The following is a 23,634-nucleotide window of genomic DNA, read 5'->3' as shown; positions in this document are numbered from 1 at the left end:
GAAATGCTCCATCAATGTTGCGCTGCTCAGGGTAAACGAGGCGAAGATCGTCACACACCGCAGTCGGAGGCCCTGAGGGTGCCCACGGCGTCTCGCGTCCGGGGTCGTGGGGGCGTCCCGAGGAACATCGCCGCGCAGTGGTACGTTGTGCGGTGAGCGACCAGCTCGGTGGGTGTTCTGCGTCCATCGAGCGGCAAGTGGAGCCCCCGGCTCCCACCCGTCCGCCGCACAGGCGAGCGGGTTCCGGTCCGGTAGCCGCAGCACGCGAGTGCCGCGGCGACACCGTCTCCCGCAGGGGGACGTGGATCGGTCGACCGTGGGCCCTGCCGCCACCCTCCGTGGCGCGGGGCCCGACGTCCATCGGGGCTCCTCGTGCAGGGTCGCACGGAACTGTCACGGACCCGAGGAGAGCTCATCAGCACAGAGACCCGCATCAACGAGCGCATCCGCGTTCCCGAGGTGCGACTGGTCGGCCCCAACGGGGAGCAGGTCGGGATCGTCCGCATCGAGGACGCCCTGCGCCTGGCCCGTGAGGCCGACCTCGACCTGGTCGAGGTGGCCGCCCAGGCCCGCCCGCCGGTCTGCAAGCTCATGGACTACGGCAAGTTCAAGTACGAGAGCGCGCAGAAGGCCCGCGAGTCGCGGCGCAACCAGCAGCAGACGGTGATCAAGGAGCAGAAGCTCCGGCCGAAGATCGACCCTCACGACTACGAGACGAAGAAGGGTCACGTGACCCGCTTCCTCGGGCAGGGTCACAAGGTCAAGGTCACCATCATGTTCCGTGGTCGCGAGCAGTCGCGCCCGGAGCTGGGGTTCCGCCTCCTGCAGCGCCTCGCCGAGGACGTCGGTGAACTCGGCTACGTCGAGGCGACGCCGAAGCAGGACGGCCGCAACATGACCATGGTCCTGGCGCCGAACAAGAAGCCGCAGAAGGCCCCGCGCCCCCAGCAGGAGGCGCAGCAGGAGGCCCAGGAGCCGGCCCCCGAGCCGGCGGGCTGACACCCGCACGTCCGGCCGCACCCGCCCCCCGGGGTGTGTGCGGCCGGGTTCCCGGGCGCCCGTACCGTCCTCGTCGAGGGGCCGGAACGGACGCCGAACCAGCAGAGCAGGACAGGATCCATGCCGAAGAACAAGACCCACAGCGGCACCAAGAAGCGCATCAAGGTGTCGGGGAGCGGCAAGCTGCTCCGTGAGAAGGCCGGCAAGCGCCACCTGCTGGAGAAGAAGTCGAGCGAGCACACGCGTCGGCTCGCCGGGCAGACCGAGATCGCGCCGCAGGACGACAAGCGCGTCCGCCGGATGCTCGGGATCTGACCCGGCGCTCCACCCAGCACCCCGCATCCCACACGACGAAGGCAGGACCACGTGGCACGCGTGAAGCGCGCGGTCAACGCGCAGAAGAAGCGGCGCACGACCCTCGAGATGGCCAGCGGCTACCGCGGCCAGCGCTCCCGGCTCTACCGCAAGGCGAAGGAGCAGACGCTCCACTCGCTGACCTACGCCTACCGCGACCGCAAGCAGCGCAAGGGCGACTTCCGCCAGCTGTGGATCACCCGCATCAACGCGGCCGCGCGCTCCAACGACATGACCTACAACCGGTTCATGCAGGGGCTGAAGCTCGCGGGCGTCGAGGTCGACCGCAAGAACCTCGCGGAGATCGCCGTGTCCGACCCGGCCGCGTTCACCGCGCTCGTCGAGGTCGCCCGCGCGGCGGTCCCGTCGGACAAGAACGCCGCGGACAAGGACGCGAAGAACGAGGACGCCGCCTGACCGAGGCCATCCTCACCGAACGCACGCCGCGCGTCGCCGCAGCCCGCAAGCTGCTGCGGCGCGCGGCGCGTCTCGAGGCCGGACGCTTCCTCGTCGAGGGTGTCCGGCCGGTGCACGAAGCGTTGACCTGGGCCGACGAGGATCCCCGGCGCGTGCACGACCTCTTCCTCACCGACGCCGTCGCCGACCGGGACCCCACGCTGGAGGACCGGGCGACGGCCCTCGGGATCCGCGTCGCCCGCGTCACCGAGAAGGCCGCGGCCGGCCTCTCGGACACCGTGAGCCCGCAGGGCGTCGTCGCCGTCTGCTCCACGGTGACCGTCGGGCTCGACGCGGCCCTCGCCCCCACCGCGCGCCTCGTCACGGTCCTCGTCGGCGTGGCCGACCCCGGCAACGCCGGCACCGTCATCCGCACGAGCGACGCCGCCGGCGCCGACGCCGTCGTCCTGGCGGGCGACAGCAGGAACCAGGCCGTCGACCCCCACAACGGCAAGTGCGTGCGCTCGACGATGGGCAGCCTCTTCCACCTGCCGCTCGCGGTCGCGCGCGACGTCGACGCGGTCGTCGAGGCCCTGCGGCAGCGCGGCCTGACGCTGCTCGCCGCCGCGGGCGACGGCGAGACCGTCCTCGACGCCTCGGCCGACGCTCTGCTCGCGGGGCCGACCGCCTGGCTGTTCGGCAGCGAGGCCCACGGCCTCGACGAGCGCACCGCGGAGCTCGCCGACCACCGCGTCCGCGTCCCCGTCCACGGCCGTGCGGAGAGCCTGAACCTCGCGACGGCCGCGGCGGTCTGCCTCTACGCCTCGGCGCGCGCGCACCACTGAGGAGAACGCGTTCGACCTGCTCCGATACCATCGACGGGCACCCGAGCACCCCGAGAGCAGCGCAGGAGCGAGACGACCTCGATGTCCGGCACCAACGACCTCTACGACCCCAAGCAGGTCGCGGCGCTCGACCCCGAGACGCTCGACGCCGCCCGGTCGGACGCCTCCGCCGCCTTCGCGGGCGCGTCCACCCTGGAAGCGCTCACGGCCCTCAAGCCCGCCCACCTCGGCGACCGGTCGCCGGTGCTCACGGCGCGCCGCGAGATCGGGGCGCTGCCCCCGCAGGCGCGCTCCGAGTCCGGCAAGCGGGTCAACGAGGTCCGCGTCGCGATCCAGACCGCGTACGACGAGCGCCACGAGGTGCTCTCCGCGGAGCGCGACGAGCGGATGCTGGCCGAGGAGGCCGTCGACGTCACCCTGCCCGGCGACCGCCATCCCCGCGGCAGCCGCCACCCCCTGACGCAGCTCTCCGAGCGGATCGCCGACATCTTCGTCGCGATGGGCTACGAGGTCGCCGAGGGTCCCGAGGTCGAGTCGGAGTGGTTCAACTTCGACGCGCTGAACTTCCTGCCCGACCACCCGGCGCGCACCATGCAGGACACCTTCCACGTCGAGCCCGCCGAGGCGCGCCAGGTGCTGCGCACCCACACGTCCCCGGTGCAGATCCGGGCGCTGCTCGAGCGTGACCTGCCCGTCTACGTCGTCTGCCCGGGCCGGACGTTCCGCACCGACGAGCTCGACGCGACCCACACCCCGGTCTTCCACCAGATCGAGGGGCTGGCGATCGACAAGGGCCTGACGATGGCCCACCTCAAGGGCACCCTCGACGCCTTCGCCCGCGCGATGTTCGGCGAGGAGTCGACCATCCGCCTGCGGCCCTCGTACTTCCCGTTCACCGAGCCCTCGGCCGAGCCGGACGTCTGGTTCCCGCAGAAGAAGGGCGGCGCGGGCTGGGTCGAGTGGGGCGGCTGCGGCATGGTCGACCCCAACGTCCTGCGCGCCTGCGGTGTCGACCCCGAGGTCTACTCCGGGTTCGCCTTCGGGATGGGCCTCGAGCGCACGCTGATGTTCCGCAACGGCCTGCCCGACATGCGCGACATGGTCGAGGGCGACGTGCGGTTCACCTCGGCGTTCGCCGTCGAGCCGTAGCCCCGGCTCCGCCCTCCCACCCCGCAGCTCCAGAAAGGCCCCGCCGTGCGCGTCCCCGTCTCGTGGCTCCTCGAGCACGTCGACCTGTCCTCGCAGGACGACGGTCCCGCGCCGACGGCCGACGCCGTCGGCGAGGCGCTGATCCGCGTCGGCCTCGAGGTCGAGGACGTCATCCCGGTGCCGGCGACCACGGGCCCGCTCGTCGTGGGACGCGTCGCCTCCATCGAGGAGCTCACCGAGTTCAAGAAGCCGATCCGGTACTGCCGGGTCGACGTCGGGCCGGAGCACAACGAGGCCGACGGCGAGCACGCCGGCTCCCGGGGCATCGTCTGCGGCGCGACGAACTTCGCCGAGGGCGACCTCGTGGTCGTGGCCCTGCCCGGAGTCGTCCTGCCCGGTGACTTCGCGATCGCCGCGCGGAAGACCTACGGCCACGTCTCCGACGGCATGATCTGCGCGCTCGACGAGCTGGGTCTGGGCGACGACCACAGCGGCATCCTCGTGCTCCCGCCCGGCACGGCCGACCCCGGTGACGACGCGGCGGTGCTGCTCGGGCTGGACGACGCGGTCCTCGACATCGCCGTGACGCCCGACCGCGGCTACTGCCTGTCGGTGCGCGGTCTGGCCCGCGAGCTCGCGTGCGCCCTCGACGCCCCCTACGGCGACCCGGCGCTGGTCGGCCGCGACCTGCCCGGCGAGGACGGGGACGCCTGGCGCGTGCGCCTGGACCCGTCGTCCGGCTGCCGGCGCTTCGTCGCGCGCCGCGTCACCGAGCTCGACCCGGCCGCCCCGTCGCCGTGGTGGATGCGCCGGCGGCTGCTGCTCTGCGGGGTGCGCCCGATCTCGCTGGCCGTCGACGTCACCAACTACGTGATGCTCGAGCTCGGCCAGCCCATGCACGCCTACGACGCGGCGACCGTGACCGGCGACGTCGTCGTCCGGCGCGCGGGCGCGGACGAGAAGATCACGACCCTGGACGACGCCCAGCGGGCGCTCGACGTCGACGACGTCGTCGTCACCGACGACTCCGGGCCGATCGGTCTCGCCGGTGTGATGGGTGGGGCGAGCACCGAGGTCGGCCCCGGGACCTCGGACGTCCTGCTCGAGGCCGCCACCTGGGACGCGCCGTCGGTGGCCCGCGCGGCGCGACGGCACCGGCTGCCCAGCGAGGCCGCCCGCCGCTTCGAGCGCGAGGTCGACCCCGGCGTCGCCCGCGCCGCCACCGACCGCGCCGCGTGGCTGCTCGCGCACTACGGCGGCGCCACCGTCGCCCCCGGCGTCACCGACGAGGGCGGCGTCAGCGCCCCGGAGCCCGTCGTCATGGCGCTCGACCTGCCCGACCGCGTCGCCGGCACGCGCTACGAGCGCGGCGCCGTGGTGCGCCGCCTGAGTCAGATCGGCTGTGCGGTCGAGGTCGCCGGCGCCGACCCGGGCGACAGCGGCGGCGCCGGGCTGCGGGCGGTGCCCCCGACGTGGCGTCCCGACCTGACCCGTCCGGCCGACCTCGTCGAGGAGGTCCTGCGGCTCGAGGGGTACGCGGGCATCCCGTCCGAGCTCCCGGCCGCGCACCCGGGGACCGGTCTGACGCTGTCCCAGCGCCGCCGGCGCCAGGTGTCCCGCGCGCTCGCCGACGCCGGGTACGACGAGGTCCTGCCCTCGCCGTTCGTCCCGCCGACGGTGTTCGACGCGTTCGGGCTCGACGCCGACGACGACCGCCGCCACGCCCTGCGCCTGGCCAACCCGCTCGACGCCGACCGCTCGCTGATGGCGACGACGTTGCTGCCGGGGCTGCTCGACGCCGTGGTCCGCAACGTGTCCCGCGGTCTGCGGGACCTCGCGCTGTACCAGGTCGGCCAGGTGGTGCGTCCCGGTCCGGGCGACCCGTCCGCCGCACCGTCGCTGCCCGTCGACCACCGCCCGGACGCCGCGGCGATCGCCTCGGTGCTCGACGGCCTGCCCGCGCAGCCGTTGCGCGTCGGCGCGGTGCTCGCCGGCGCGTGGGAGCGCGCGGGCTGGTGGGGTCCGGGCCGGCCCGCCGACTGGTCGGACGCCGTGGAGGCCGCCCGCCTCGCCGGCCGCGTGTACGGCGCCGAGCTGGCCGTCACCGCCGACCGGCACGCGCCGTGGCACCCGGGACGCTGTGCGGCGCTGTGGTTCGACGACACGCTCGTCGGCCACGCGGGCGAGCTGCACCCCAAGGTGCTCGAGGCCCTCGGGATGCCCGCGCGGACGTGCGCCATGGAGATCGAGCTCGACCGGCTCCCGCTCGCCGAGGACCGCCCGGTGCCCGCCGTGTCGTCCTTCCCGCCCGTGCTGCTCGACGTCGCGCTCGTGCTCGACCAGGCGGTGCCGGCCGCGTCGGTGGTCGCCGCGCTGCGGGACGGCGGGGGCGACCTGGTCGAGGACGTGCGCCTCTTCGACGTCTACGCCGGCCCGCAGGTGGGGGAGGGCAAGCGCTCGCTCGCCTTCGCCCTGCGCCTGCGCGCCCCCGACCGGACGCTGACCCTCGAGGAGGCGTCGGCCCGGCGCGACGCGGCCGTCGCGACGGCGTCCGAGCGGGTCGGCGCGCGTCTGCGCTAGGACACCGCGCCGCGGACGATCCAGTCGAGGGTGACTTCGAGGTCCGCCCGCAGCTCCGGCGGGTTCAGGTTGGCGTCGTCGGCGGTGGCGAGCGCGGCGTAGCCCAGCGTGCTGACGATCAGCGCGCGCACGACCCGGCCGGCGGCGGCGTCGTCGAGACCGAGGCGCGCGAGCAGGACGACCATCGCCGCGCCCAGCGCGCGGGCGTGCGGCCCGCGGGCGCCCTGCCGGGCGAGGTAGAGCGGGACGAGGTCGGGGTGCTCCGCGAGCAGGTCGAACGTCGCGAGCATGACCGCGCGGAGCCCGCCGACCGGGTCGGTGTCCGGGGCCGGGGGTGTCAGCGCGCCGAGCACGTCGTCGAGCAGGGCGTCGACCAGCGCGTTCTTGTCGGCGACGTGGCTGTAGAGCGCGTTCGGGGCCACGCCGAGCGCGCCGGCCACCGAGCGCATCGAGAGCCCGGGCAGTCCGCGCTCGGCGAACACGGTCCTGGCCGCCGTGAGCACGGCGTCGTGACTGAGTCCGGCACGCTGACCCGGGGTCCTGGGCATGGACGAACTGTACACCGTCCAGTATGCTGGACACCGTACAGTTCGAGCGATCCCGAGGAGCTCCCCATGACCGAGACCGGAACCGCCGCCGGCGTGCCCTTCATCGCCGTCCCGCCGGAGGGCGGCGCGCGGGCCGACGCGCCCGTCGTCGTCGGCTGGCACCTCATGGACGCGCCGCGCAGCGAGGCCGCGTTCGCCGCGGCGCTGCCGCTGGCGGGCCTGGACGCGTGGCGGATCTACCTCGGCCTGCCGAAGATGGGCGCGCGGCTGCCCGCCGGCGGCATGGACGAGCTCATGGGCCTCGGGTACGAGGACGCGGTCATGCTCATGCACGGGCCGGTGAACGCCGAGGCCGCCGACGAGTTCGACGCGGCGCTGGGTGCGCTGCGCGAGCAGTTCGGGATCGGCGGTGCGCTCGGCCTGTTCGGCGGGTCGGCGGGGGCGGGCGTCGCGCTCGAGGTCACGACGCGGCGCGACGACGTCACCGCGCTCGTCGGGATCAGTCCGATGCTGCAGCTGCGGCCGGTCGTCGCGACGCTCGGGAAGCTCTTCGGGGTCGACTACCAGTGGACGCCGGAGTCCGAGGAGGTCGCGGACCGCATGGACTACGTGGCCCGAGCCGGCGCGCTCGCCGCCACGCCGACGCTCCTCGTGGTCGGCGCCGAGGACGAGCCCACCGCGTTCCTCGAGCCCGCGCAGGAGCTGGTCGCCCGGACGACCGGAGCGTCGGACCTCGTCGTCATCGACGGCATGGGCCACGCGCTCGCCGAGGAGCCGGGTCTGGAGCCGGCGCCGCAGACGCCGCACGCCGCGGAGGTAGACGCGCACGCCGTCGCGTGGTTCCGGCAGCATCTGGGCGCATGAGCACGCGGCAGGTCTCCGAGATCGGCCTGCTGCGGCTCGTCGCGCTGCGGCTCGTCGACGTGGGGCCCGCGGGGGCGCGCACCGACGACGTGGGCGAGGTCGTCCGCCACCTCGGGGCCGCCCAGGCCCAGGTCCTGCCCGACGTGCTGACGTCGCTGGCCCTGCGCACCGCCGGCCGGTCGCGCGACGCCGTGGTCGCGGCGTTCGACGCCGGTGAGATCGTCCGCAGCTGGCCGATGCGCGGGACGCTGCACGTCGTGCCGGCCGAGGACCTCGGCTGGATGCTCCCGCTCGGCACGCCCCGCCCGCGGGTCCAGGCGGCGCGGCGCCGCGGGGAGCTCGGGCTGACGGACGCCGACGTCGAGGGGGCCGGCGAGCTGGCCCTCGCCGCGGTGCCCGCCACCCGCGAGGGCCTGTTCGCGGTGTGGGAGCAGGCCGGCCTGCGGCCGGTGCAGGGCCGGGGCTACCACCTGCTCGGCGAGCTGGCGTCCACCGGCGTCCTGTGCTTCGGGCCGATGCGGGACGGCGAGCCGGTGATCGTCGACGTCGCGCGGTGGATCCCGGAGCCGCGCCGCCTCGAGCGCGACGAGGCGCTGGGGGAGTGGGCGCGGCGCTACTTCCGCTCGCACGGGCCCGCGACGCGCGCCGACTTCCTGCGCTGGACGAACATCCCGGCCGCTGACGTCGACACCGGGCTCGCGCTGGCCCGCCCGGAGCTCGCGACCATGGTCGTCGACGGCACCGAGTACCTCATGGACCCCGCCGTACCCGACCTCCTCGCCGCGCACCGGCGCCAGGCCCTCGGCGTCCACCTGCTCCCGGGCTTCGACGAGTTCGTGCTCGGCTACAGCCGGCGCGACGACGTCCTCGAGCCCGCGCAGTTCGACCGGATCGTCCCCGGGGGCAACGGGGTGTTCCGCCCGACCGTCGTCCACCGGGGCCGGATCGTCGGGACGTGGGCGGTGCCGCGGCGTCGCCTGGAGGTCGCGCCGTTCGACACCCTCGACGCCCGCACCGAGGCGGCGGTCGCCCGGGCGCACGCCCGGCTCCCCGGATGACCGCTCGTCGCCGTTCCTGAGAGCCCGGTGGTCCGATACTGCACCGTTCGGGCGATCACACGACCGGTGACCGCGTGGCAGCGGGTGGTGACCGGCTCGCGGCGTGTCGAGCTCTCAGGTCCGCCCCGGGCCATGATCCGCCTCAATAGCGTGACCTGGCCGTGACCCGGAGGCTCCCCCTCCGCCCGGGCCGCGGTGGCCTCGACCCCGAGCAGCGAGGAGCACCTGCATGTCCAGCGCGCCCGACGACCCGGCCTTCCCCGAGGCTCCCGAGAGCTCGGGCGGTGCCTGGGCGACCGCGGACTCCGTGGTGGGCCGCGGCGTGCTGCTCGTGATCGGCCCGATCATCGTCGCGCTGTTCTGGGTGTTCGGCGCGCTGCCCGCCTGGGGCGCGGCCGCGCTCGGCGGGTTCCTGTGCGCCGTGGCGGTGGTCTTCCTCGCGCGGCTGCGGTCGCGGGGGACCGGTGCGGGCGCCGAGGGTGCCGAGGGCGCCCGGGTCCTCGTCGTCGGGGGCGGCTACGCCGGGCTCGTCGCGGCCCGCGCGCTGCAGGCACGCCTGCCCGGGGGCACGCGCGGCGGGCGGCACCTCGGCCCCGGCGGCTCCTCGACCGGGATCGCCGGCATCACCGTGGTCGACCCGCAGGCGCACATGACCTACCAGCCGTTCCTGCCCGAGGCGGCCGCCGGCGCGATCGAGCCCCGGCACCTCACCGTGCCGCTGCGGCGGGCGCTGCGCCGCTGCGACGTCATCACCGGGTCCGTGGCGGCCGTCGACGACGCGTCGCGGCGCGCGGTGGTCAGCCTGCCCGACGGCGGGACCCGGGAGATCACCTACGACGTCCTCGTCGTCGCGCCCGGCACCGCGCCGCGCCGCCTGCCGATCCCCGGCCTCGACGAGCGCGCGCTGCCCTTCCGCTCGGTCACCGACGCCCTCGCGCTGCGCGAGCACGTCCTGTCGCGGCTGGACGCGGCGGCGTCGACGACCGACCCGGCCGAGCGCCGCCGGCTGCTGACCTTCACGGTGATCGGCGGCGGATTCGCGGGGCTCGAGGTGCTCGGCGAGCTCGAGGACATGACGCGCCGGGCCGCGAAGCACCAGCCCGGCTACGTCGCCGAGGAGATCCAGTGGGTGCTCCTGGAGGCGGCCGGGCGGATCATGCCCGAGGTCAGCCCGGCGCTCGCGGCGCGCGTGCACGCCCAGCTGCTGCGTCGCGGCATCGAGGTCCGGGTCGGGGCCAAGATCACCTCGGCCGAGGGCGGCCGGGTCGTGCTCGCCGGGGGCCCGACCTTCGCGACCGACACGATCGTCGTCGCCGCGGGGTCGGTCCCGAACCCGCTGCTCGAGCGCACCGACCTCCCGCTCGACCCCCGCGGGCGGGTGCGCTGCGCGACGACCCTGCAGGTGCGGGACCGGGCGCACGTCTTCACCGCCGGTGACTGCGCCGCCGTGCCGGACGTGACCGTGCCGGCGTCGCGGGGCGGCGAGCCGGTGACCACCCCGCCGACGGCCCAGCACGCCGTGCGTCAGGCCCGGCTGCTCGCCCGCAACGTCGACGCGTTCCTCGCCGGCCGCCTCCTGCGCGGGTACCGGCACAAGAACTCGGGGGCCGTGGCCGGTCTGGGCCGCCGGCGCGGTGCGGCCCAGATCGGCCCGCTGCGCATGACGGGCTGGCCCGCCTTCCTGCTGCACCGCACGTACCACCTGTGGGCCATGCCGACCGCGGACCGCACCGTCCGGATCGCCCTCGACTGGCTCGTGTCCGGTCTCCTCGGACGCGACCTGGTGGCGGTCGGCCGCCGCGACGCCGCCCCGCTGCCCGACCCCGAGGCCACCCCCACGGTCGCGCCGCCGGCCGAGGCCGAGGAGCCCGTCGCCGGCCCGCAGGCGCCGCTCGAGGTGGCGCCCGCTCCCGCCCCGACCTGGGGCGCGGACCCGACCGCCACGGGGCCGCAGCGCGCGGCCACTCCGACCCCCGAGGTCACGCCGGAGCGCGCGAGCGCGACCGACTCGCAGGGCATCCCGGCCATGCAGATCGCGATGACGCAGTCCGGCGGGTTCGCGACGATCCGCGAGCCGCACCCCTCGCTGCCGTCGTTCGCCGAGCCGTTCCCGGCCGGCTCGTTCTCGTCGTCCGAGGCAACCTTCCGCGACCTGACCCCGTCGCTGTCGTTCGACCGGCCGGCGGACACCGGCTCCTTCCGCGAGCCGCACCCGTCGTTCCCGTCGGAGCCCCGCGCCGACGACGGCCCGCGCGCGCCGTACCCGTCGACGAGCCGCCCGCGCCACTCCCTGCGCGACGACCACCGCAACAACTGAGTCGATTACTGGCTGGTATCCCTCGCTGAGCGAGAGATACCAGCCAGTAACCGTTTCCCGGCCGGGCCCGCGCCCCGCGGCAGGGAGATCACGAGTGCGGTACCCACCTCACGGTCGCCGCTCCGGTCGATGACGCGCTCCTGATCACCGCGAGGCGCGCAGGTCGACACCGTTACCGGCTGGACGGGCGTGGTCGCATGGCCCCGTGCACGTCGAGTTCTCGAAGCGCGCCGACGGCGGCTCGCTGGCGCTGATCGACCGCGGCGACGGCGTCACGCTGCGCCTGCGCTCCTACGAGCGCACCGGCGATGTCCCGCACGACGCCGTCCACTTCCTCGGGGAGCGCGCGCTGGGCATCACCGACGGCCTCTGGGGCTCGATCCGGGCGGGCGCGCTGTTCGAGAGCCTCGAGGTCGTGGGCGGGCGACTGCGTCACGACCGGCGGCAGCGTTCCGACGCCGTCCGCAAGGCCAACGCCGTGCGGCTCATGCTCGCCGAGACCGTGGTCGGCGTCCTGCAGCAGAGCGTCGACCGCGACGGGCCGGCGACGAAGGCGGCGCTCGACGCGGCGTGGGGCATCACGGGCACGGGGCCGAGCCCGTTCACGACCGACCAGGCGGCGTCGGCGGTGCAGGAGCTGCGCACCCTGCGGGACCGCTGGCGCCGGCTCGGTCCGGGGGACACGATCCCCTACGACTGGCCGCCCGACCGGCGGCGACGCTGATCACTGCTTTTGCATGGGTTTCCGGCGACGTGCATACTCATACGCATGCTTGTCGCGGTCGCCGGAGCCAGCGGGTACGTCGGGGGTGAGGTGCTGCGGCTCGCCCTGGGCCACCCCGAGGTCGAGATCGGCGCGGTGACCGCGGGGGAGTCCGCCGGCACGACCCTCGGTGCCCACCAGCCACACCTGCCCGCCCTCGCCGACCGGACGATCGCGGAGACGACGCCCGACGGGCTCGCCGGCCACGACGTCGTGTTCCTCGCGCTGCCGCACGGCCGCTCGGCGGAGCTCGCCGCCCGGCTGCCGGCCGAGACGCTCGTCGTCGACTGCGGCGCCGACCACCGGCTCACCGACCCGGCGGCCTGGCAGCGCTGGTACGGCGGCGAGCACGCCGGCGCCTGGCCCTACGGGCTGCCCGAGCTGCCGGGCGCCCGGGAGCAGCTGCGCCACAGCAGGCGCATCGCCGTCCCCGGCTGCTACCCGACGGCGAGCACCCTCGCGGCCTTCCCGGCGGTCGCCGCCGGCCTGATCGAGCCCGACGTCAGCATCGTGGCGTTCTCCGGCACGTCCGGGGCCGGCCGGGCGGCCAAGGCGCACCTGCTGGGCTCCGAGGTCATGGGTTCGGCCACCGCCTACGGCGTCGGCGGCGGCCACCGGCACACCCCGGAGATCGTCCAGAATCTCGCGACCGTGGGGCCGCAGCCGGTCCGCGTCTCCTTCACTCCCGTCCTCGCGCCGATGCCGCGCGGCATCCTCGCGGTCGCGAGCGCCCCGCTCGCCGACGGCGCGATCACCGAGGAGCAGGCCCGCGAGGCCTACGCCAAGGCCTACGACAGCGAGCCGTTCGTGCACCTGCTGCCCGCGGGCGTCCAGCCGCAGACGAAGTCGGTCGTCAGCTCGAACAGCGTGCAGGTGCAGGTCACGGTCGACCCCGACGCCGGGCGGGTCGTCGTCACGGCCGTCATCGACAACCTCACCAAGGGCACGGCCGGCGGCGCGTTCCAGTCGGTCAACCTCGCCCTCGGCCTCGACGAGACCCTCGGTCTCCCGACCACCGGAGTCAGCCCGTGAGCGTCACCGCCCCGCAGGGCTTCCGGGCGTCCGGCGTCCGCGCGGGCATCCGCGCCCACGGGGATCGCCCGGACATCGCCCTCGTCGTCAACGACGGTCCGCAGCAGGTCGCGGCCGGCGTCTTCACCCGCAACCAGGTCAAGGCCGCGCCGGTGCTCTGGTCCCAGCAGGTGCTGGTCGAGCAGAACCTGCGCGCGGTCGTGCTCAACGCGGGCGGCGCCAACGCCTGCACCGGCCCCGACGGCTTCGGCGACACCCACCGCACCGCCGAGAAGGTCGCCGACGTCCTGGGCTGCGGGGCCATCGAGGTCGCCGTCTGCTCCACCGGCCTGATCGGCGAGCGCCTGCCGATGGACGACCTGCTGAAGGGTGTCGACACCGCCGCGGGTGAGCTCGCCGACGGCGAGGACGCGGGCACCCGGGCCGCCACCGCGGTGCTGACCACCGACACCGTCGACAAGCAGGCCGCCGTCACCCGGCACGGCTGGACGGTCGGCGGCTTCGCCAAGGGCGCCGGGATGATGGCGCCGAGCCTCGCGACGATGCTGGTGGTCGTCACCACCGACGCCGTGGTCGACGCCGCCACCGCCGACGCCGCCCTGCGCGCCGCCACCGCGACGACGTTCGACCGCCTCGACATCGACGGCGCGACGAGCACCAACGACACCGTGCTGCTGCTCGCCTCGGGCGCCTCGGGCGTCGAGGCCGACGCGGACGCGTTCACCGAGGTCGTCACCGAGGTGTGCGCCGACCTCGCGCGCGGCCTGCAGGCCGACGCCGAGGGCGTCACCAAGCGGATCGCGGTCACCGTCACAGGGGCCCGCGACGACCGCGACGCGCTCCTCGGCGCCCGCACCGTCGCCCGCGACAGCCTGGTCAAGACCGCGCTGTTCGGCTCCGACCCGAACTGGGGCCGGATCGCGGCCTCCGTCGGGGCGAGCGAGGCGAAGGTCGAGCCCGAGACCCTGTCGGTCACGGTCAACGGCGTCCTGCTCTGCGAGGCCGCCACCGCGGTCGGCGACCGCCACCGGGCCGACCTGTCCGGGCCCGAGATCGCCGTCGAGGTCGACCTCGGCCTGGGCGACGGGCGGGCGACGGTCCTGACCACCGACCTCTCGCACGCCTACGTCGAGGAGAACAGCGCGTACTCGTCATGACGGACATCGACCAGGCGCTGACCAGCATCCCCGTCCCCGCGGACGTCCCGGACCGCTACCACGAGGCCGCCGCCAAGGCCGGCGTGCTCGCCGAGGCCCTGCCCTGGCTGCAGCGGTTCCAGGGCGCCGTGGTCGTCGTCAAGTACGGCGGCAACGCGATGACCGACGACGCCCTGCGCCGCGCGTTCGCCGAGGACATGGTGTTCCTGCGCCTCGCCGGCATCCGCCCCGTCGTCGTCCACGGCGGCGGCCCGCAGATCACCAGCATGCTGACCAGGCTCGGCATGGAGGGCGAGTTCCGCGGCGGCCTGCGCGTCACCACCCCCGAGACAATGGACGTCGTCCGGATGGTGCTCGTCGGCCAGGTCGGCCGCGAGCTCGTCGGGCTGATCAACGCCCACGGTCCCTACGCCGTCGGGCTCTCCGGCGAGGACGCGCGCCTGTTCACCGCGGCCCGGCGCACCGCGACCGTCGACGGCGAGGCGGTCGACGTCGGCCTCGTCGGCGACGTCGTCGAGGTCAACCCGGCGGCGGTGCTCGACCTCGTCGCCGGCGGGCGCATCCCCGTCGTGTCGACCGTCGCGCCCGACGTCGACGGCGTCGTGCACAACGTCAACGCCGACACGGCCGCCGCGGCCCTCGCCGAGGCGCTGGGTGCGCGCAAGCTCGTCGTCCTCACCGACGTCGAGGGCCTCTACACCGACTGGCCGGACCGCACGAGCCTGCGCTCGCAGATCGACGACGACGAGCTCGAGGCGCTGATGCCGTCGCTGGCCAGCGGCATGATCCCGAAGATGGAGGCCTGCCTGCGGGCCGTGCGCGGCGGCGTGCCCCGCGCCCACGTCATCGACGGGCGGGTGGCGCACTCCGTGCTGCTCGAGGTGTTCACGAGTGCGGGGGTGGGGACGATGGTCGTCCCCGCCGACGGGAAGGAGGCGTGACGGATGACGGCAATTCTCTCGGGTGAGGACCTCCGCCGCCGGTGGAGCGCCTCGCTCATGGACAACTACGGCACCCCGCCGATCAGCGTCGTGCGCGGCGAGGGCGCCCGGGTGTGGGACGCCGACGGCCGCGAGTACCTCGACCTGCTCGGCGGCATCGCGGTCAACCTGCTCGGCCACGCGCACCCGGCGGTCGTCGAGGCGGTCTCCCGCCAGGTGGCGACCCTCGGTCACACGAGCAACCTCGTCATCAACCCGCTGACCGTCGAGCTCGCCGAGCGCCTGCTGGACCTGCTCGGTCACCCCGGGCGCGTCCTGTTCTGCAACTCCGGCGCCGAGGCCAACGAGGCCGCTTTCAAGATCGCTCGGCGGACCGGCCGCCCGAAGGTCGTGGCCGCCGAGAACGCCTTCCACGGGCGCACCATGGGCGCGCTGTCGCTGACCGGGCAACCGGCCAAGCGCACGCCGTTCGAGCCGCTCGTGCCCGGCGTCGAGTTCGTGCCCTACGGCGACGTTGAGGCCCTGCGCGCGGCCGTCGACGACGACACCGCCGCCGTGTTCCTCGAGCCCATGCAGGGCGAGGCCGGCGTCATCGTGCCGGCGGACGGCTACCTGCGCGCCGCCCGCGACATCACCACCGAGCGCGGCGCCCTGCTGGTGCTCGACGAGGTCCAGACCGGGGTGGGCCGCACCGGCCTGTGGTTCGCCCACCAGCGCACCGACGTCGTCCCGGACGTCGTCACCCTGGCCAAGGGTCTGGGCGGCGGGCTGCCGATCGGCGCCTGCATCGGGGTCGGCGCGGCCGGTGACCTGCTCGGCCCGGGCCAGCACGGCACCACGTTCGGCGGCAACCCGGTGTGCTGTGCCGCCGCGCTCGCCGTCCTCGACACGATCGCTGCCGAGGGCCACCTCGAGCGCGCCACCGCGCTGGGCCGCGACGTCGCGGCGCGCGTCGAGGGGCTCGGTCACGGCGCGGTCGACCACGTCGACGCCGTCGGCATCCTCATCGGGATCGCGCTGAACCAGCCGATCTCCGCCCAGGTCGCCGCCGCCGGCCGCGAGGCCGGCTATCTGATCAACAACGCCGTGCCGGAGCGCGTGCGGCTGGCGCCGCCCGTCGTGGTCACCGACGAGCAGCTCGACGGGTTCCTCGCCGTGCTGCCGCAGGTGCTCGACCAGGGTGCCGCGGCGGCCGAGGCGGCGGGGTCGTGACCGCCACGGTGAACACGCGCGTCCGGCACCTCCTGCGCGACGACGACCTCGCCCCGGTCGAGCAGGCCGAGGTGCTCGAGCTCGCCGCGACGATGAAGGCCGACCCGTTCGGCCGGCGTCCCCTGGCGGGGCCGCGCGCCGTCGCGGTGGTCTTCGACAAGAGCTCGACCCGCACGCGGGTGTCGTTCGAGGTCGGCATCGCCGCGCTCGGCGGCACCCCGGTCATGATCGACGGCCGGGACGCGCAGCTCGGGCGCGGCGAGACGATCGGCGACACCGCGCGGGTGCTCTCGCGCTACGTCGACGCGATCGTCTGGCGCACCAGCAGCGAGGAGCGCATCCAGGAGATGGCCGCGCACGCGACCGTGCCGGTGGTCAACGCGCTGACCGACGGCTTCCACCCCTGCCAGGTCCTCGCCGACCTGCAGACCATCGCCGAGCGCCAGGGCGGCACCGCGGGCCGGACGCTGACCTACCTCGGCGACGGCGCCAACAACATGGCGCACTCGCTGCTGCTGGGCGGGGCCACCGCCGGCATGCACGTGCGGGTGGCGGCACCGACCGGATTCACCCCTGACGCCGCGGTCGTCGACGCCGCCCGGGCGCGGGCGGCCGGGACGGGCGGGTCGGTCACGGTCACGGACGACCCGGCCGCCTCCGAGGGCGCGGACGTCCTCGTCACCGACACCTGGACCTCGATGGGCCAGGAGTCCGACGGCCGCGACCGCGCGGTGCTCGCCCCGTTCCGGCTGGACCAGGCGGCGCTCGCCCGCGCGCGCCCGGACGTCACGGTCCTGCACTGCCTACCCGCCCACCGCGGCGACGAGATCACCGCCGAGGTCATCGACGGGCCCGCGTCGGCGGTGTGGGACGAGGCCGAGAACCGCCTGCACGCCCAGAAGGCCGTCCTGACGTGGCTCCTGGAGCACTCGCGGTGACCGACACACGCCACGTGACCAGCCGGGCGGCGCGCCAGGCACGCGTCGTCGCCCTCCTCACCGAGCGTGAGGTCCACAGCCAGTCCGAGCTGGCGGCGCTGCTCGCGTCCGAGGGGGTCGAGGTCACCCAGGCCACGCTCTCGCGCGACCTCGACGAGCTCGGCGCGGTGAAGCTGCGCGGTGCCGACGGCGGCGTCGGGCGCTACGTGGTGCCCGACGACGGGAGCCCCGTGCGCGGGGTCGTCGGCGGCACCGACAGACTGACGAGGCTGCTCGGCGAGCTGCTGGTCTCCACCGACCACTCCGGCAACCTCGCGGTGCTGCGCACCCCGCCGGGAGCCGCGCACTACCTGGCGAGCGCGCTGGACCGCGCGGCCCTGGCCGAGGTGGTCGGTTGCATCGCCGGCGACGACACGGTGTTCGTCGTCGCCCGCGAGCCCCTCGACGGGGCGGATCTCGCGGCACAGCTGCGGACCCTGAGCACCAGGACGACGGCGCGGTCGTCCACCCACGACGAGATCGAGCACGTGAACGAGCAGGAAGAGGGAGAGCAGTGAGCGAGCGCATCGTGCTGGCGTACTCCGGGGGTCTCGACACCTCGGTCGCCATCGGCTGGATCGCCGAGGAGACCGGGCGCGAGGTCGTCGCGGTCGCCGTCGACGTGGGGCAGGGCGGCGAGGACCTCGAGGTCATCCGCAAGCGCGCCCTGGACTGCGGCGCCGTGGAGGCGGCGGTGGCCGACGCCCGGGACGAGTTCGCCGAGGGCTACTGCCTGCCGGCGATGCGGGCCAACGCGCTCTACATGGATCGCTACCCGCTGGTGTCGGCGCTGTCGCGCCCGCTGATCGTCAAGCACCTCGCCGAGGCGGCCCGCGCCCACGGCGCGTCGACGGTCGCCCACGGCTGCACCGGCAAGGGCAACGACCAGGTCCGCTTCGAGGTCGGCGTGGGCGCGCTCGCCCCCGACCTCGACGTCATCGCCCCGGTCCGCGACTTCGCCTGGACCCGCGAGAAGGCGATCGCCTGGGCCGAGGAGCGCTCGCTGCCCATCGACGTCAACAAGCGCTCGCCCTACTCGATCGACCAGAACGTCTGGGGCCGCGCGGTCGAGACCGGCTTCCTCGAGGACATCTGGAACGGGCCGATCGAGGACGTCTACTCCTACACCGCCAACCCCGCCGAGCCGCGCGAGGCCGACGAGGTCGTCGTCGGTTTCGAGGCCGGCGTCCCGGTGACCCTCGACGGCCAGAAGGTCTCGGTGCTGCAGGCCATCGAGCAGCTCAACCAGCGCGCCGGAGCGCAGGGCATCGGGCGGCTCGACATGGTCGAGGACCGCCTCGTGGGCATCAAGAGCCGCGAGGTCTACGAGGCCCCGGGCGCGATCGCGCTGATCACGGCGCACCAGGAGCTGGAGAACGTCACCGTCGAGCGCGAGCAGGCGCGGTTCAAGCGCCAGGTCGAGCAGCGCTGGGGCGAGCTGGTCTACGACGGCCTGTGGTTCTCGCCGCTGCGCCGCAGCCTCGACGCCTTCGTCGACACCACCCAGGAGCACGTCACGGGCGAGGTCCGGATGACGCTGCACGGCGGGCGCGCGGTGCCCACGGGCCGGCGCAGTGCGCAGTCGCTCTACGACTTCAACCTCGCCACCTACGACGAGGGCGACCTGTTCGACCAGTCGCTGGCCAAGGGCTTCGTCCAGCTCTGGGGCCTGCCGTCCAAGATCGCCGCGAAGAGGGACCAGGGCTGATGCCGGAAGGGTCTGCCCTCTGGGGCGGGCGGTTCGCGTCGGGCCCGGACGCGGTGATGGCGGCGCTGTCGAAGTCGACCCAGTTCGACTGGGTGCTCGCGCCGTACGACATCGCCGGGTCCCGGGCCCACGCGCGCGTGCTCCACGGGGCCGGGCTGCTCAGCGACGAGCAGCTCGAGGCCATGCTCGACGGGCTGCGCCGGCTCGAGGCCGACGTCGAGTCCGGGGCGTTCCGGCCTGCGGAGGACGACGAGGACGTGCACACCGCGCTCGAGCGCGGGCTCATCGAGCGGGCGGGCGAGGACGTCGGCGGGCGCCTGCGGGCCGGCCGCTCGCGCAACGACCAGATCGCCACGCAGCTGCGGATGTGGCTGCGCGACGAGCTGCGCTCGGTGGTGCGGGGCGTCGCGGGCGTGGTGGACGCGCTGCTGATCCAGGCCCGCGCGCACCCCGACGCCGCCATGCCGGGGCGCACGCACCTGCAGCACGCCCAGCCGGTGCTGCTGGCCCACCACCTCGGGGCGCACGCCCAGGCCCTCCTGCGCGACGTCGGCCGGTGCCGCGACCTCGACCGCCGGCTGGCGTACTCGCCCTACGGGTCGGGCGCGCTGGCCGGCACGTCGCTGGGCCTGGACCCGGCCGCGGTGGCGCACGACCTCGGGTTCACCGACGCCGTCGACAACTCCATCGACGGCACGGCGTCGCGCGACCTCGCGGCCGAGGGCGCGTACGTGCTCGCCCAGGTGGCGGTGGACCTGTCGCGGATCGCCGAGGAGGTCATCCTCTGGGCGACCGCCGAGTTCGGGTACGTGACGCTCGCGGACGCGTGGTCGACCGGGTCGTCGATCATGCCGCAGAAGAAGAACCCGGACGTCGCGGAGCTCGCGCGCGGGAAGGCCGGGCGGCTCGTCGGGAACCTCTCCGGCCTGATGACGACGCTGAAGGCCCTCCCGCTGGCCTACAACCGGGATCTCCAGGAGGACAAGGAGCCGCTGTTCGACTCGGCGGCCCAGCTCGCGATGGTGCTCCCGGCGATGGCCGGCATGATCAGGACGCTGACGTTCCACACCGACCGTCTCGCCGAGCTCGCCCCGGCGGGCTTCACGCTGGCCACCGACCTCGCCGAGTGGCTGGTGCGCCAGGGCGTGCCGTTCCGGCGGGCCCACGCGGCGGCGGGGGCGTGCGTTCGTGCGGCCGAGGAACGGGGCGTCGGGCTCGACGAGCTCACCGACTCCGAGCTCGCCGCGTGCGACCCGGCGCTGACCCCGGACGTCCGCGCGGTGCTCACGGTGGCGGGCTCGATCGCCTCCCGCGACGCCCACGGCGGCACGGCCCCGAAGCGCGTCGCCGAGCAGCTCGACCGCATCTTCGGCGCGACGATCGAGGCGCACGCCTGGGCCGGCCGCCCCATCGAGCGCCGCTGACCCTGTGTGACGTGGTCCCCGTGTCAGCGGCGTGGCGCCGCAGACGTTGAGTGTCCGTATCTCCACGCAGTCGATCGCGGGCGCGGCGTCCGGACGTCCCGGCGAGCACCGAGCGTTACCGTGGGAGTCGTGGGCGCGGTGCGGGGGATCGGGGTCGTCCTCGTGCTGCTCGGCGTCCTCGCCGGGTGCGCCGAGGTGCCCGCGGCGCCCGTCGCCTCGGTCGTTCCCGCCGCGCCGAGCTCCCCGCCGGCGCCGCCGACCGCCGCCGCCATCGGGCCCCACGGACCGTCGGTCCCGGAGGAGCCCGTCGCGCTGGCCCGCGTCCTCGAGGACGCCCAGGCCACGATCGCCGACCCCACCCGCACGCCCGGCGACGTCGCGGCCGCGGGCCGGACCGCGCAGGTCGCCTACGAGGAGCTCGCCTTCCGCCCCGAGCGGCTGCCTCCCGTCCTCGCCGCGCTGTCCCCGCCGGTCCGCGACTCCACCGACCGCATCGTCGGCGCCGGCCGCTCGCTCCTGTCCATGGCGAAGCGCGGGCCCGGCGAGATGCTCCCGGCCTGGCGGATCGCCGCCCCGCTGCCGCCCGACGAGCTCCGCGCCGCGTACGCCGAGGCCGAGGAGCGCTTCGGGGTCCCGTGGACGGTGCTCGCGGCCGTCAACCTCGTCGAGAGCCGCATGGGCCGCATCGCGTCGCACTCGGAGGCCGGTGCGCAGGGCCCGATGCAGTTCATGCCCGCCACCTGGTCGTCCTACGGGCTCGGCGGCGACATCAGCGACCCCCACGACGCGATCCTCGGTGCCGCCAACTACCTGCGCGCGAACGGCGGCGCCACCGACGCCGGCCTGGACCGGGCGCTGGAGCGCTACAACAACGACGAGCGCTACGTCCGTGCGGTGCGCGCGTACGCCTCCGTGATGCAGGCCGACGAGCGCGCCTACCTCGCCTTCCACGCCTGGGAGGTCTACTTCCGGACGACGTCGGGCCGCGTGCACCTGCCCGTCGGGTACGACGAGGCGGAGCCGATCACGGCCGTCGCGTACCTGGCCCGGACGGGGACCCCGGGCTGAGCCGGGGGAGGATCACCGGCGATGCTGCTCGACCGCTCGGTCCTCGCCGACGACGTGCTCCCGGCCGCCCGCCACCTCCTCGGGTGCGAGCTCGCCTCCGACACCCCGCAGGGCGAGGTGCGCCTGCGTCTGGTGGAGGTCGAGGCCTACCGGGGCGCCGACGACCCGGGCTCGCACTGCTACCGCGGCAGGACCCCGCGCAACGAGGTCATGTGGGGACCGGCCGGGCACCTGTACGTCTACTTCGTCTACGGCATGCACTTCTGCGCGAACATCGTCTGCCTGCGGGACGGGGTGGCGGGCGCGGTCCTGGTGCGGGCGGGGGAGGTGCTCTCCGACGTCGGTGCCGCGCACGCACGGCGCCCGACCGCACGAGGTCGCGACACCGAGCTCGCCCGTGGTCCGGCGCGCCTCTGTGCCCTGCTCGGGCTCGGCCGCGAGCACAACGGCGTCGACGTGCTCGCACCGTCGTCACCCGTGCGTCTGTCCGCCGGCACACCGGTCGCCGACGCCGACGTCCGGACCGGGCCGCGCGTCGGGGTCGCCGCGGGCCAGGAGCGTCCGTGGCGCCTCTGGGTCGCCGGCTCGAGGGCGGTGACGCCGTACAAGGCGGGACGCGCCCGGCCCGACGGTCCCGACTGGTGACGACGTCGGCCAGACTGGGCGCGTGACCGAGCCGCACGTCCTCGACGACCTCGCCTGGCGGGGCCTCATCGCCCAGAGCACCGACCTCGACGCCCTGCGCCGGGACCTCGACGCGGGGATGGTCACGCTCTATTCCGGGATCGACCCGACGGCGCCGAGCGCCCACATCGGGCACCTGCTCCAGTGGCTCACCCTCGCCCGCTTCCAGCAGGCGGGGCACCGCCCGGTCGCGCTGGTCGGCGGGGCGACCGGCCTCATCGGCGACCCGAAGCCCACCTCGGAGCGCACGCTCAACGACCGGGACGTCGTCGCCGGCTGGGTCGAGAAGCTGGGCGCGCAGCTGCGGCCGTTCCTCGACTTCTCCTCGGACGCCCCCAACGCCGCCCTGCTGGTCAACAACCTGGACTGGACCGAGGGCCTGTCGGCGCTGGACTTCCTGCGCGACGTCGGCAAGCACTTCCGGGTGGGCCGCATGCTCGCTAAGGAGGCCGTGAGCAGGCGGATGGAGTCCGACGAGGGCATCAGCTACGCCGAGTTCTCCTACCAGCTGCTGCAGTCCTACGACTTCCTCGAGCTCTTCCGCCGCTACGGCTGCACGCTGCAGACCGGCGGGAGCGACCAGTGGGGCAACCTCACGGCGGGCACCGACCTGGTGCACCGCGTCGAAGGCCGGTCCCTGCACGCGCTCGGGACGCCGCTGATCACGAAGGCCGACGGCACCAAGTTCGGCAAGACGGAGTCGGGCACGGTCTGGCTCGACCGCGAGCTGACCAGCCCGTACGCCTTCTACCAGTTCTGGATCCAGGCCGAGGACGCGATGGTGGGCACCTACCTGCGCGCCTTCACCTGGCTCTCCCACGACGAGATCACCGAGCTTGAGCGCCTCACCGAGGAGAAGCCCCAGGCGCGGGAGGCCCAGCGGGCCCTCGCGCGCGCGGTCACGGCGCTGGTGCACGGCGACGCGGAGGTCGAGCGCGCCGAGGCGGCCAGCCGGGCGCTGTTCGGCCGGGGCGAGCTCGCAGAGCTCGACGCCGCCACCCTCGCCGCGGCCATCGCGGAGATCCCCTCGTACACCGCGACACGCTCGGAGCGGCCGACCATCGTCGACCTGCTGGTGGGGAGCGGGCTCTCGACGGGCCGGGGCGCCGCGCGCCGGACGATCGCCGAGGGCGGGGCGTACGTGAACAACGCGAAGATCGAGTCCGAGGAGTGGGAGCCGGCCGACGCCGACCTGCTCCACGGGCGCTGGCTCGTCCTGCGGCGGGGCAAGCGCAACGCCGCGGGCGTGGAGCTCGCGAGCACCTGATAGGTGCTGGAGGGTTTCCGGGGTCGTGTGGGCCGGGAACTCCGGCTGACCAGCGCTGATGCGCTGATCGACCCCCCGTGCAGGGCGGGTTTCCGGCGTGTGTAGAGTTCACGTCATCGCAGAGCAAGGGGTTGCCCCGGGCCCTGCGGACAACTAAGTTAGGAGCTTCGCCCTCCGGAAGGCTCGCTCGGTGAGTGGGTTGGTATGGTGGTGTGGTTGTCCTTTGAGAACTCAACAGTGTGCTGAATGTTTGGTGTGTTTGTCCTCGTCGGCATCGCATGGCTTTCTTTT

The 23,634-nt window shown here is 74.6% G+C and carries 22 protein-coding genes; 21 read left to right on the top strand and 1 reads right to left on the bottom strand.

Annotated elements, in window-relative coordinates:
• The first annotated feature begins 372 nt into the window (after positions 1-372).
• The 6 genes from infC (at position 373) to pheT (ending at position 6,323) form a co-directional block, all read left to right on the top strand.
• Positions 373-999: a translation initiation factor IF-3 gene (infC, locus tag WCD41_RS30100; protein WP_373695220.1), complete on the top strand. Its 627-nt coding sequence runs from the start codon at positions 373-375 to the stop codon at positions 997-999.
• Between the two features lie 120 nt (positions 1,000-1,119).
• Entirely contained in the window at positions 1,120-1,314 is a 195-nt protein-coding gene (rpmI, locus tag WCD41_RS30095) for a 50S ribosomal protein L35 (protein WP_337718938.1), read from the top strand.
• Positions 1,315-1,365: 51 nt separating this feature from the next.
• On the top strand, positions 1,366-1,770 hold the full coding sequence (gene rplT / locus WCD41_RS30090) for a 50S ribosomal protein L20 (protein ID WP_337718937.1): 405 nt from the start codon (positions 1,366-1,368) through the stop codon (positions 1,768-1,770).
• Positions 1,767-2,594 (top strand): TrmH family RNA methyltransferase, encoded by an 828-nt coding sequence (locus WCD41_RS30085; RefSeq protein WP_373695224.1) that lies wholly within the window; start codon positions 1,767-1,769, stop codon positions 2,592-2,594. Before rplT ends, WCD41_RS30085 begins: the two co-directional genes overlap by 4 nt.
• Before the next feature lie 81 nt (positions 2,595-2,675).
• Positions 2,676-3,743 carry a phenylalanine--tRNA ligase subunit alpha gene (gene pheS / locus WCD41_RS30080; protein WP_337718936.1) on the top strand — a complete coding sequence of 356 codons (1,068 nt, stop codon included), beginning with the start codon at positions 2,676-2,678 and terminating at the stop codon, positions 3,741-3,743.
• A 45-nt stretch (positions 3,744-3,788) separates the two neighbouring features.
• Positions 3,789-6,323 (top strand): phenylalanine--tRNA ligase subunit beta, encoded by a 2,535-nt coding sequence (gene pheT / locus WCD41_RS30075; RefSeq protein WP_337718935.1) that lies wholly within the window; start codon positions 3,789-3,791, stop codon positions 6,321-6,323.
• On the opposite strand, the gene WCD41_RS30070 is transcribed toward pheT, so the two are convergent.
• The gene (locus WCD41_RS30070; protein ID WP_337718934.1) at positions 6,320-6,871 is read right to left on the bottom strand and encodes a TetR/AcrR family transcriptional regulator; all 552 of its coding nucleotides are present in this window, start codon (positions 6,869-6,871) and stop codon (positions 6,320-6,322) included. The genes pheT and WCD41_RS30070 overlap by 4 nt on opposite strands.
• Positions 6,872-6,937: 66 nt before the next feature.
• Here WCD41_RS30070 and WCD41_RS30065 point away from each other — a divergent pair, with 66 nt between their 5' ends.
• The 15 genes from WCD41_RS30065 (at position 6,938) to tyrS (ending at position 23,343) form a co-directional block, all read left to right on the top strand.
• On the top strand, positions 6,938-7,735 hold the full coding sequence (locus tag WCD41_RS30065; RefSeq protein WP_337718933.1) for an alpha/beta hydrolase family protein: 798 nt from the start codon (positions 6,938-6,940) through the stop codon (positions 7,733-7,735).
• The gene (locus tag WCD41_RS30060; RefSeq protein WP_337718932.1) at positions 7,732-8,793 is read left to right on the top strand and encodes a winged helix DNA-binding domain-containing protein; all 1,062 of its coding nucleotides are present in this window, start codon (positions 7,732-7,734) and stop codon (positions 8,791-8,793) included. The genes WCD41_RS30065 and WCD41_RS30060 overlap by 4 nt, the downstream gene beginning before the upstream one ends.
• A gap of 229 nt (positions 8,794-9,022) precedes the next feature.
• Positions 9,023-11,110, top strand: a complete 2,088-nt coding sequence (locus tag WCD41_RS30055; protein ID WP_337718931.1) for an NAD(P)/FAD-dependent oxidoreductase — start codon at positions 9,023-9,025, stop codon at positions 11,108-11,110.
• A 205-nt stretch (positions 11,111-11,315) separates the two neighbouring features.
• The gene (locus tag WCD41_RS30050) at positions 11,316-11,834 is read left to right on the top strand and encodes a hypothetical protein (protein WP_337718930.1); all 519 of its coding nucleotides are present in this window, start codon (positions 11,316-11,318) and stop codon (positions 11,832-11,834) included.
• A gap of 39 nt (positions 11,835-11,873) precedes the next feature.
• On the top strand, positions 11,874-12,905 hold the full coding sequence (gene argC / locus WCD41_RS30045; protein WP_337718995.1) for an N-acetyl-gamma-glutamyl-phosphate reductase: 1,032 nt from the start codon (positions 11,874-11,876) through the stop codon (positions 12,903-12,905).
• Positions 12,902-14,062, top strand: a complete 1,161-nt coding sequence (gene argJ, locus WCD41_RS30040) for a bifunctional glutamate N-acetyltransferase/amino-acid acetyltransferase ArgJ (RefSeq protein ID WP_337718929.1) — start codon at positions 12,902-12,904, stop codon at positions 14,060-14,062. The genes argC and argJ overlap by 4 nt, the downstream gene beginning before the upstream one ends.
• On the top strand, positions 14,059-15,003 hold the full coding sequence (gene argB / locus WCD41_RS30035; RefSeq protein WP_337718928.1) for an acetylglutamate kinase: 945 nt from the start codon (positions 14,059-14,061) through the stop codon (positions 15,001-15,003). Before argJ ends, argB begins: the two co-directional genes overlap by 4 nt.
• Positions 15,004-15,006: 3 nt before the next feature.
• A complete protein-coding gene (locus WCD41_RS30030) occupies positions 15,007-16,215 on the top strand; it encodes an acetylornithine transaminase (protein ID WP_337718927.1) in 1,209 nt (402 codons plus the stop codon).
• Positions 16,212-17,153, top strand: a complete 942-nt coding sequence (argF, locus tag WCD41_RS30025) for an ornithine carbamoyltransferase (protein ID WP_337718926.1) — start codon at positions 16,212-16,214, stop codon at positions 17,151-17,153. The genes WCD41_RS30030 and argF overlap by 4 nt, the downstream gene beginning before the upstream one ends.
• Positions 17,150-17,710, top strand: a complete 561-nt coding sequence (locus WCD41_RS30020; protein WP_337718925.1) for an arginine repressor — start codon at positions 17,150-17,152, stop codon at positions 17,708-17,710. Before argF ends, WCD41_RS30020 begins: the two co-directional genes overlap by 4 nt.
• Positions 17,707-18,900 (top strand): argininosuccinate synthase, encoded by a 1,194-nt coding sequence (locus WCD41_RS30015; protein ID WP_337718924.1) that lies wholly within the window; start codon positions 17,707-17,709, stop codon positions 18,898-18,900. The genes WCD41_RS30020 and WCD41_RS30015 overlap by 4 nt, the downstream gene beginning before the upstream one ends.
• The gene (gene argH, locus WCD41_RS30010; protein WP_337718923.1) at positions 18,900-20,324 is read left to right on the top strand and encodes an argininosuccinate lyase; all 1,425 of its coding nucleotides are present in this window, start codon (positions 18,900-18,902) and stop codon (positions 20,322-20,324) included. Before WCD41_RS30015 ends, argH begins: the two co-directional genes overlap by 1 nt.
• A gap of 129 nt (positions 20,325-20,453) precedes the next feature.
• Positions 20,454-21,392, top strand: coding sequence for a lytic transglycosylase domain-containing protein (locus tag WCD41_RS30005; RefSeq protein WP_337718922.1), 939 nt, complete (start codon positions 20,454-20,456; stop codon positions 21,390-21,392).
• Between the two features lie 21 nt (positions 21,393-21,413).
• A complete protein-coding gene (locus WCD41_RS30000) occupies positions 21,414-22,037 on the top strand; it encodes a DNA-3-methyladenine glycosylase (RefSeq protein WP_337718921.1) in 624 nt (207 codons plus the stop codon).
• 22 nt (positions 22,038-22,059) lie between these two features.
• Positions 22,060-23,343, top strand: coding sequence for a tyrosine--tRNA ligase (gene tyrS / locus WCD41_RS29995; RefSeq protein WP_337718920.1), 1,284 nt, complete (start codon positions 22,060-22,062; stop codon positions 23,341-23,343).
• Positions 23,344-23,634 lie beyond the last annotated feature (291 nt).

Origin of the sequence: Actinomycetospora aeridis, assembly GCF_037400275.1 — a bacterium.
Taxonomy (GTDB): Bacteria; Actinomycetota; Actinomycetes; order Mycobacteriales; family Pseudonocardiaceae; genus Actinomycetospora; species Actinomycetospora aeridis.
This window is presented reverse-complemented; position numbering and strand designations above follow the sequence as displayed.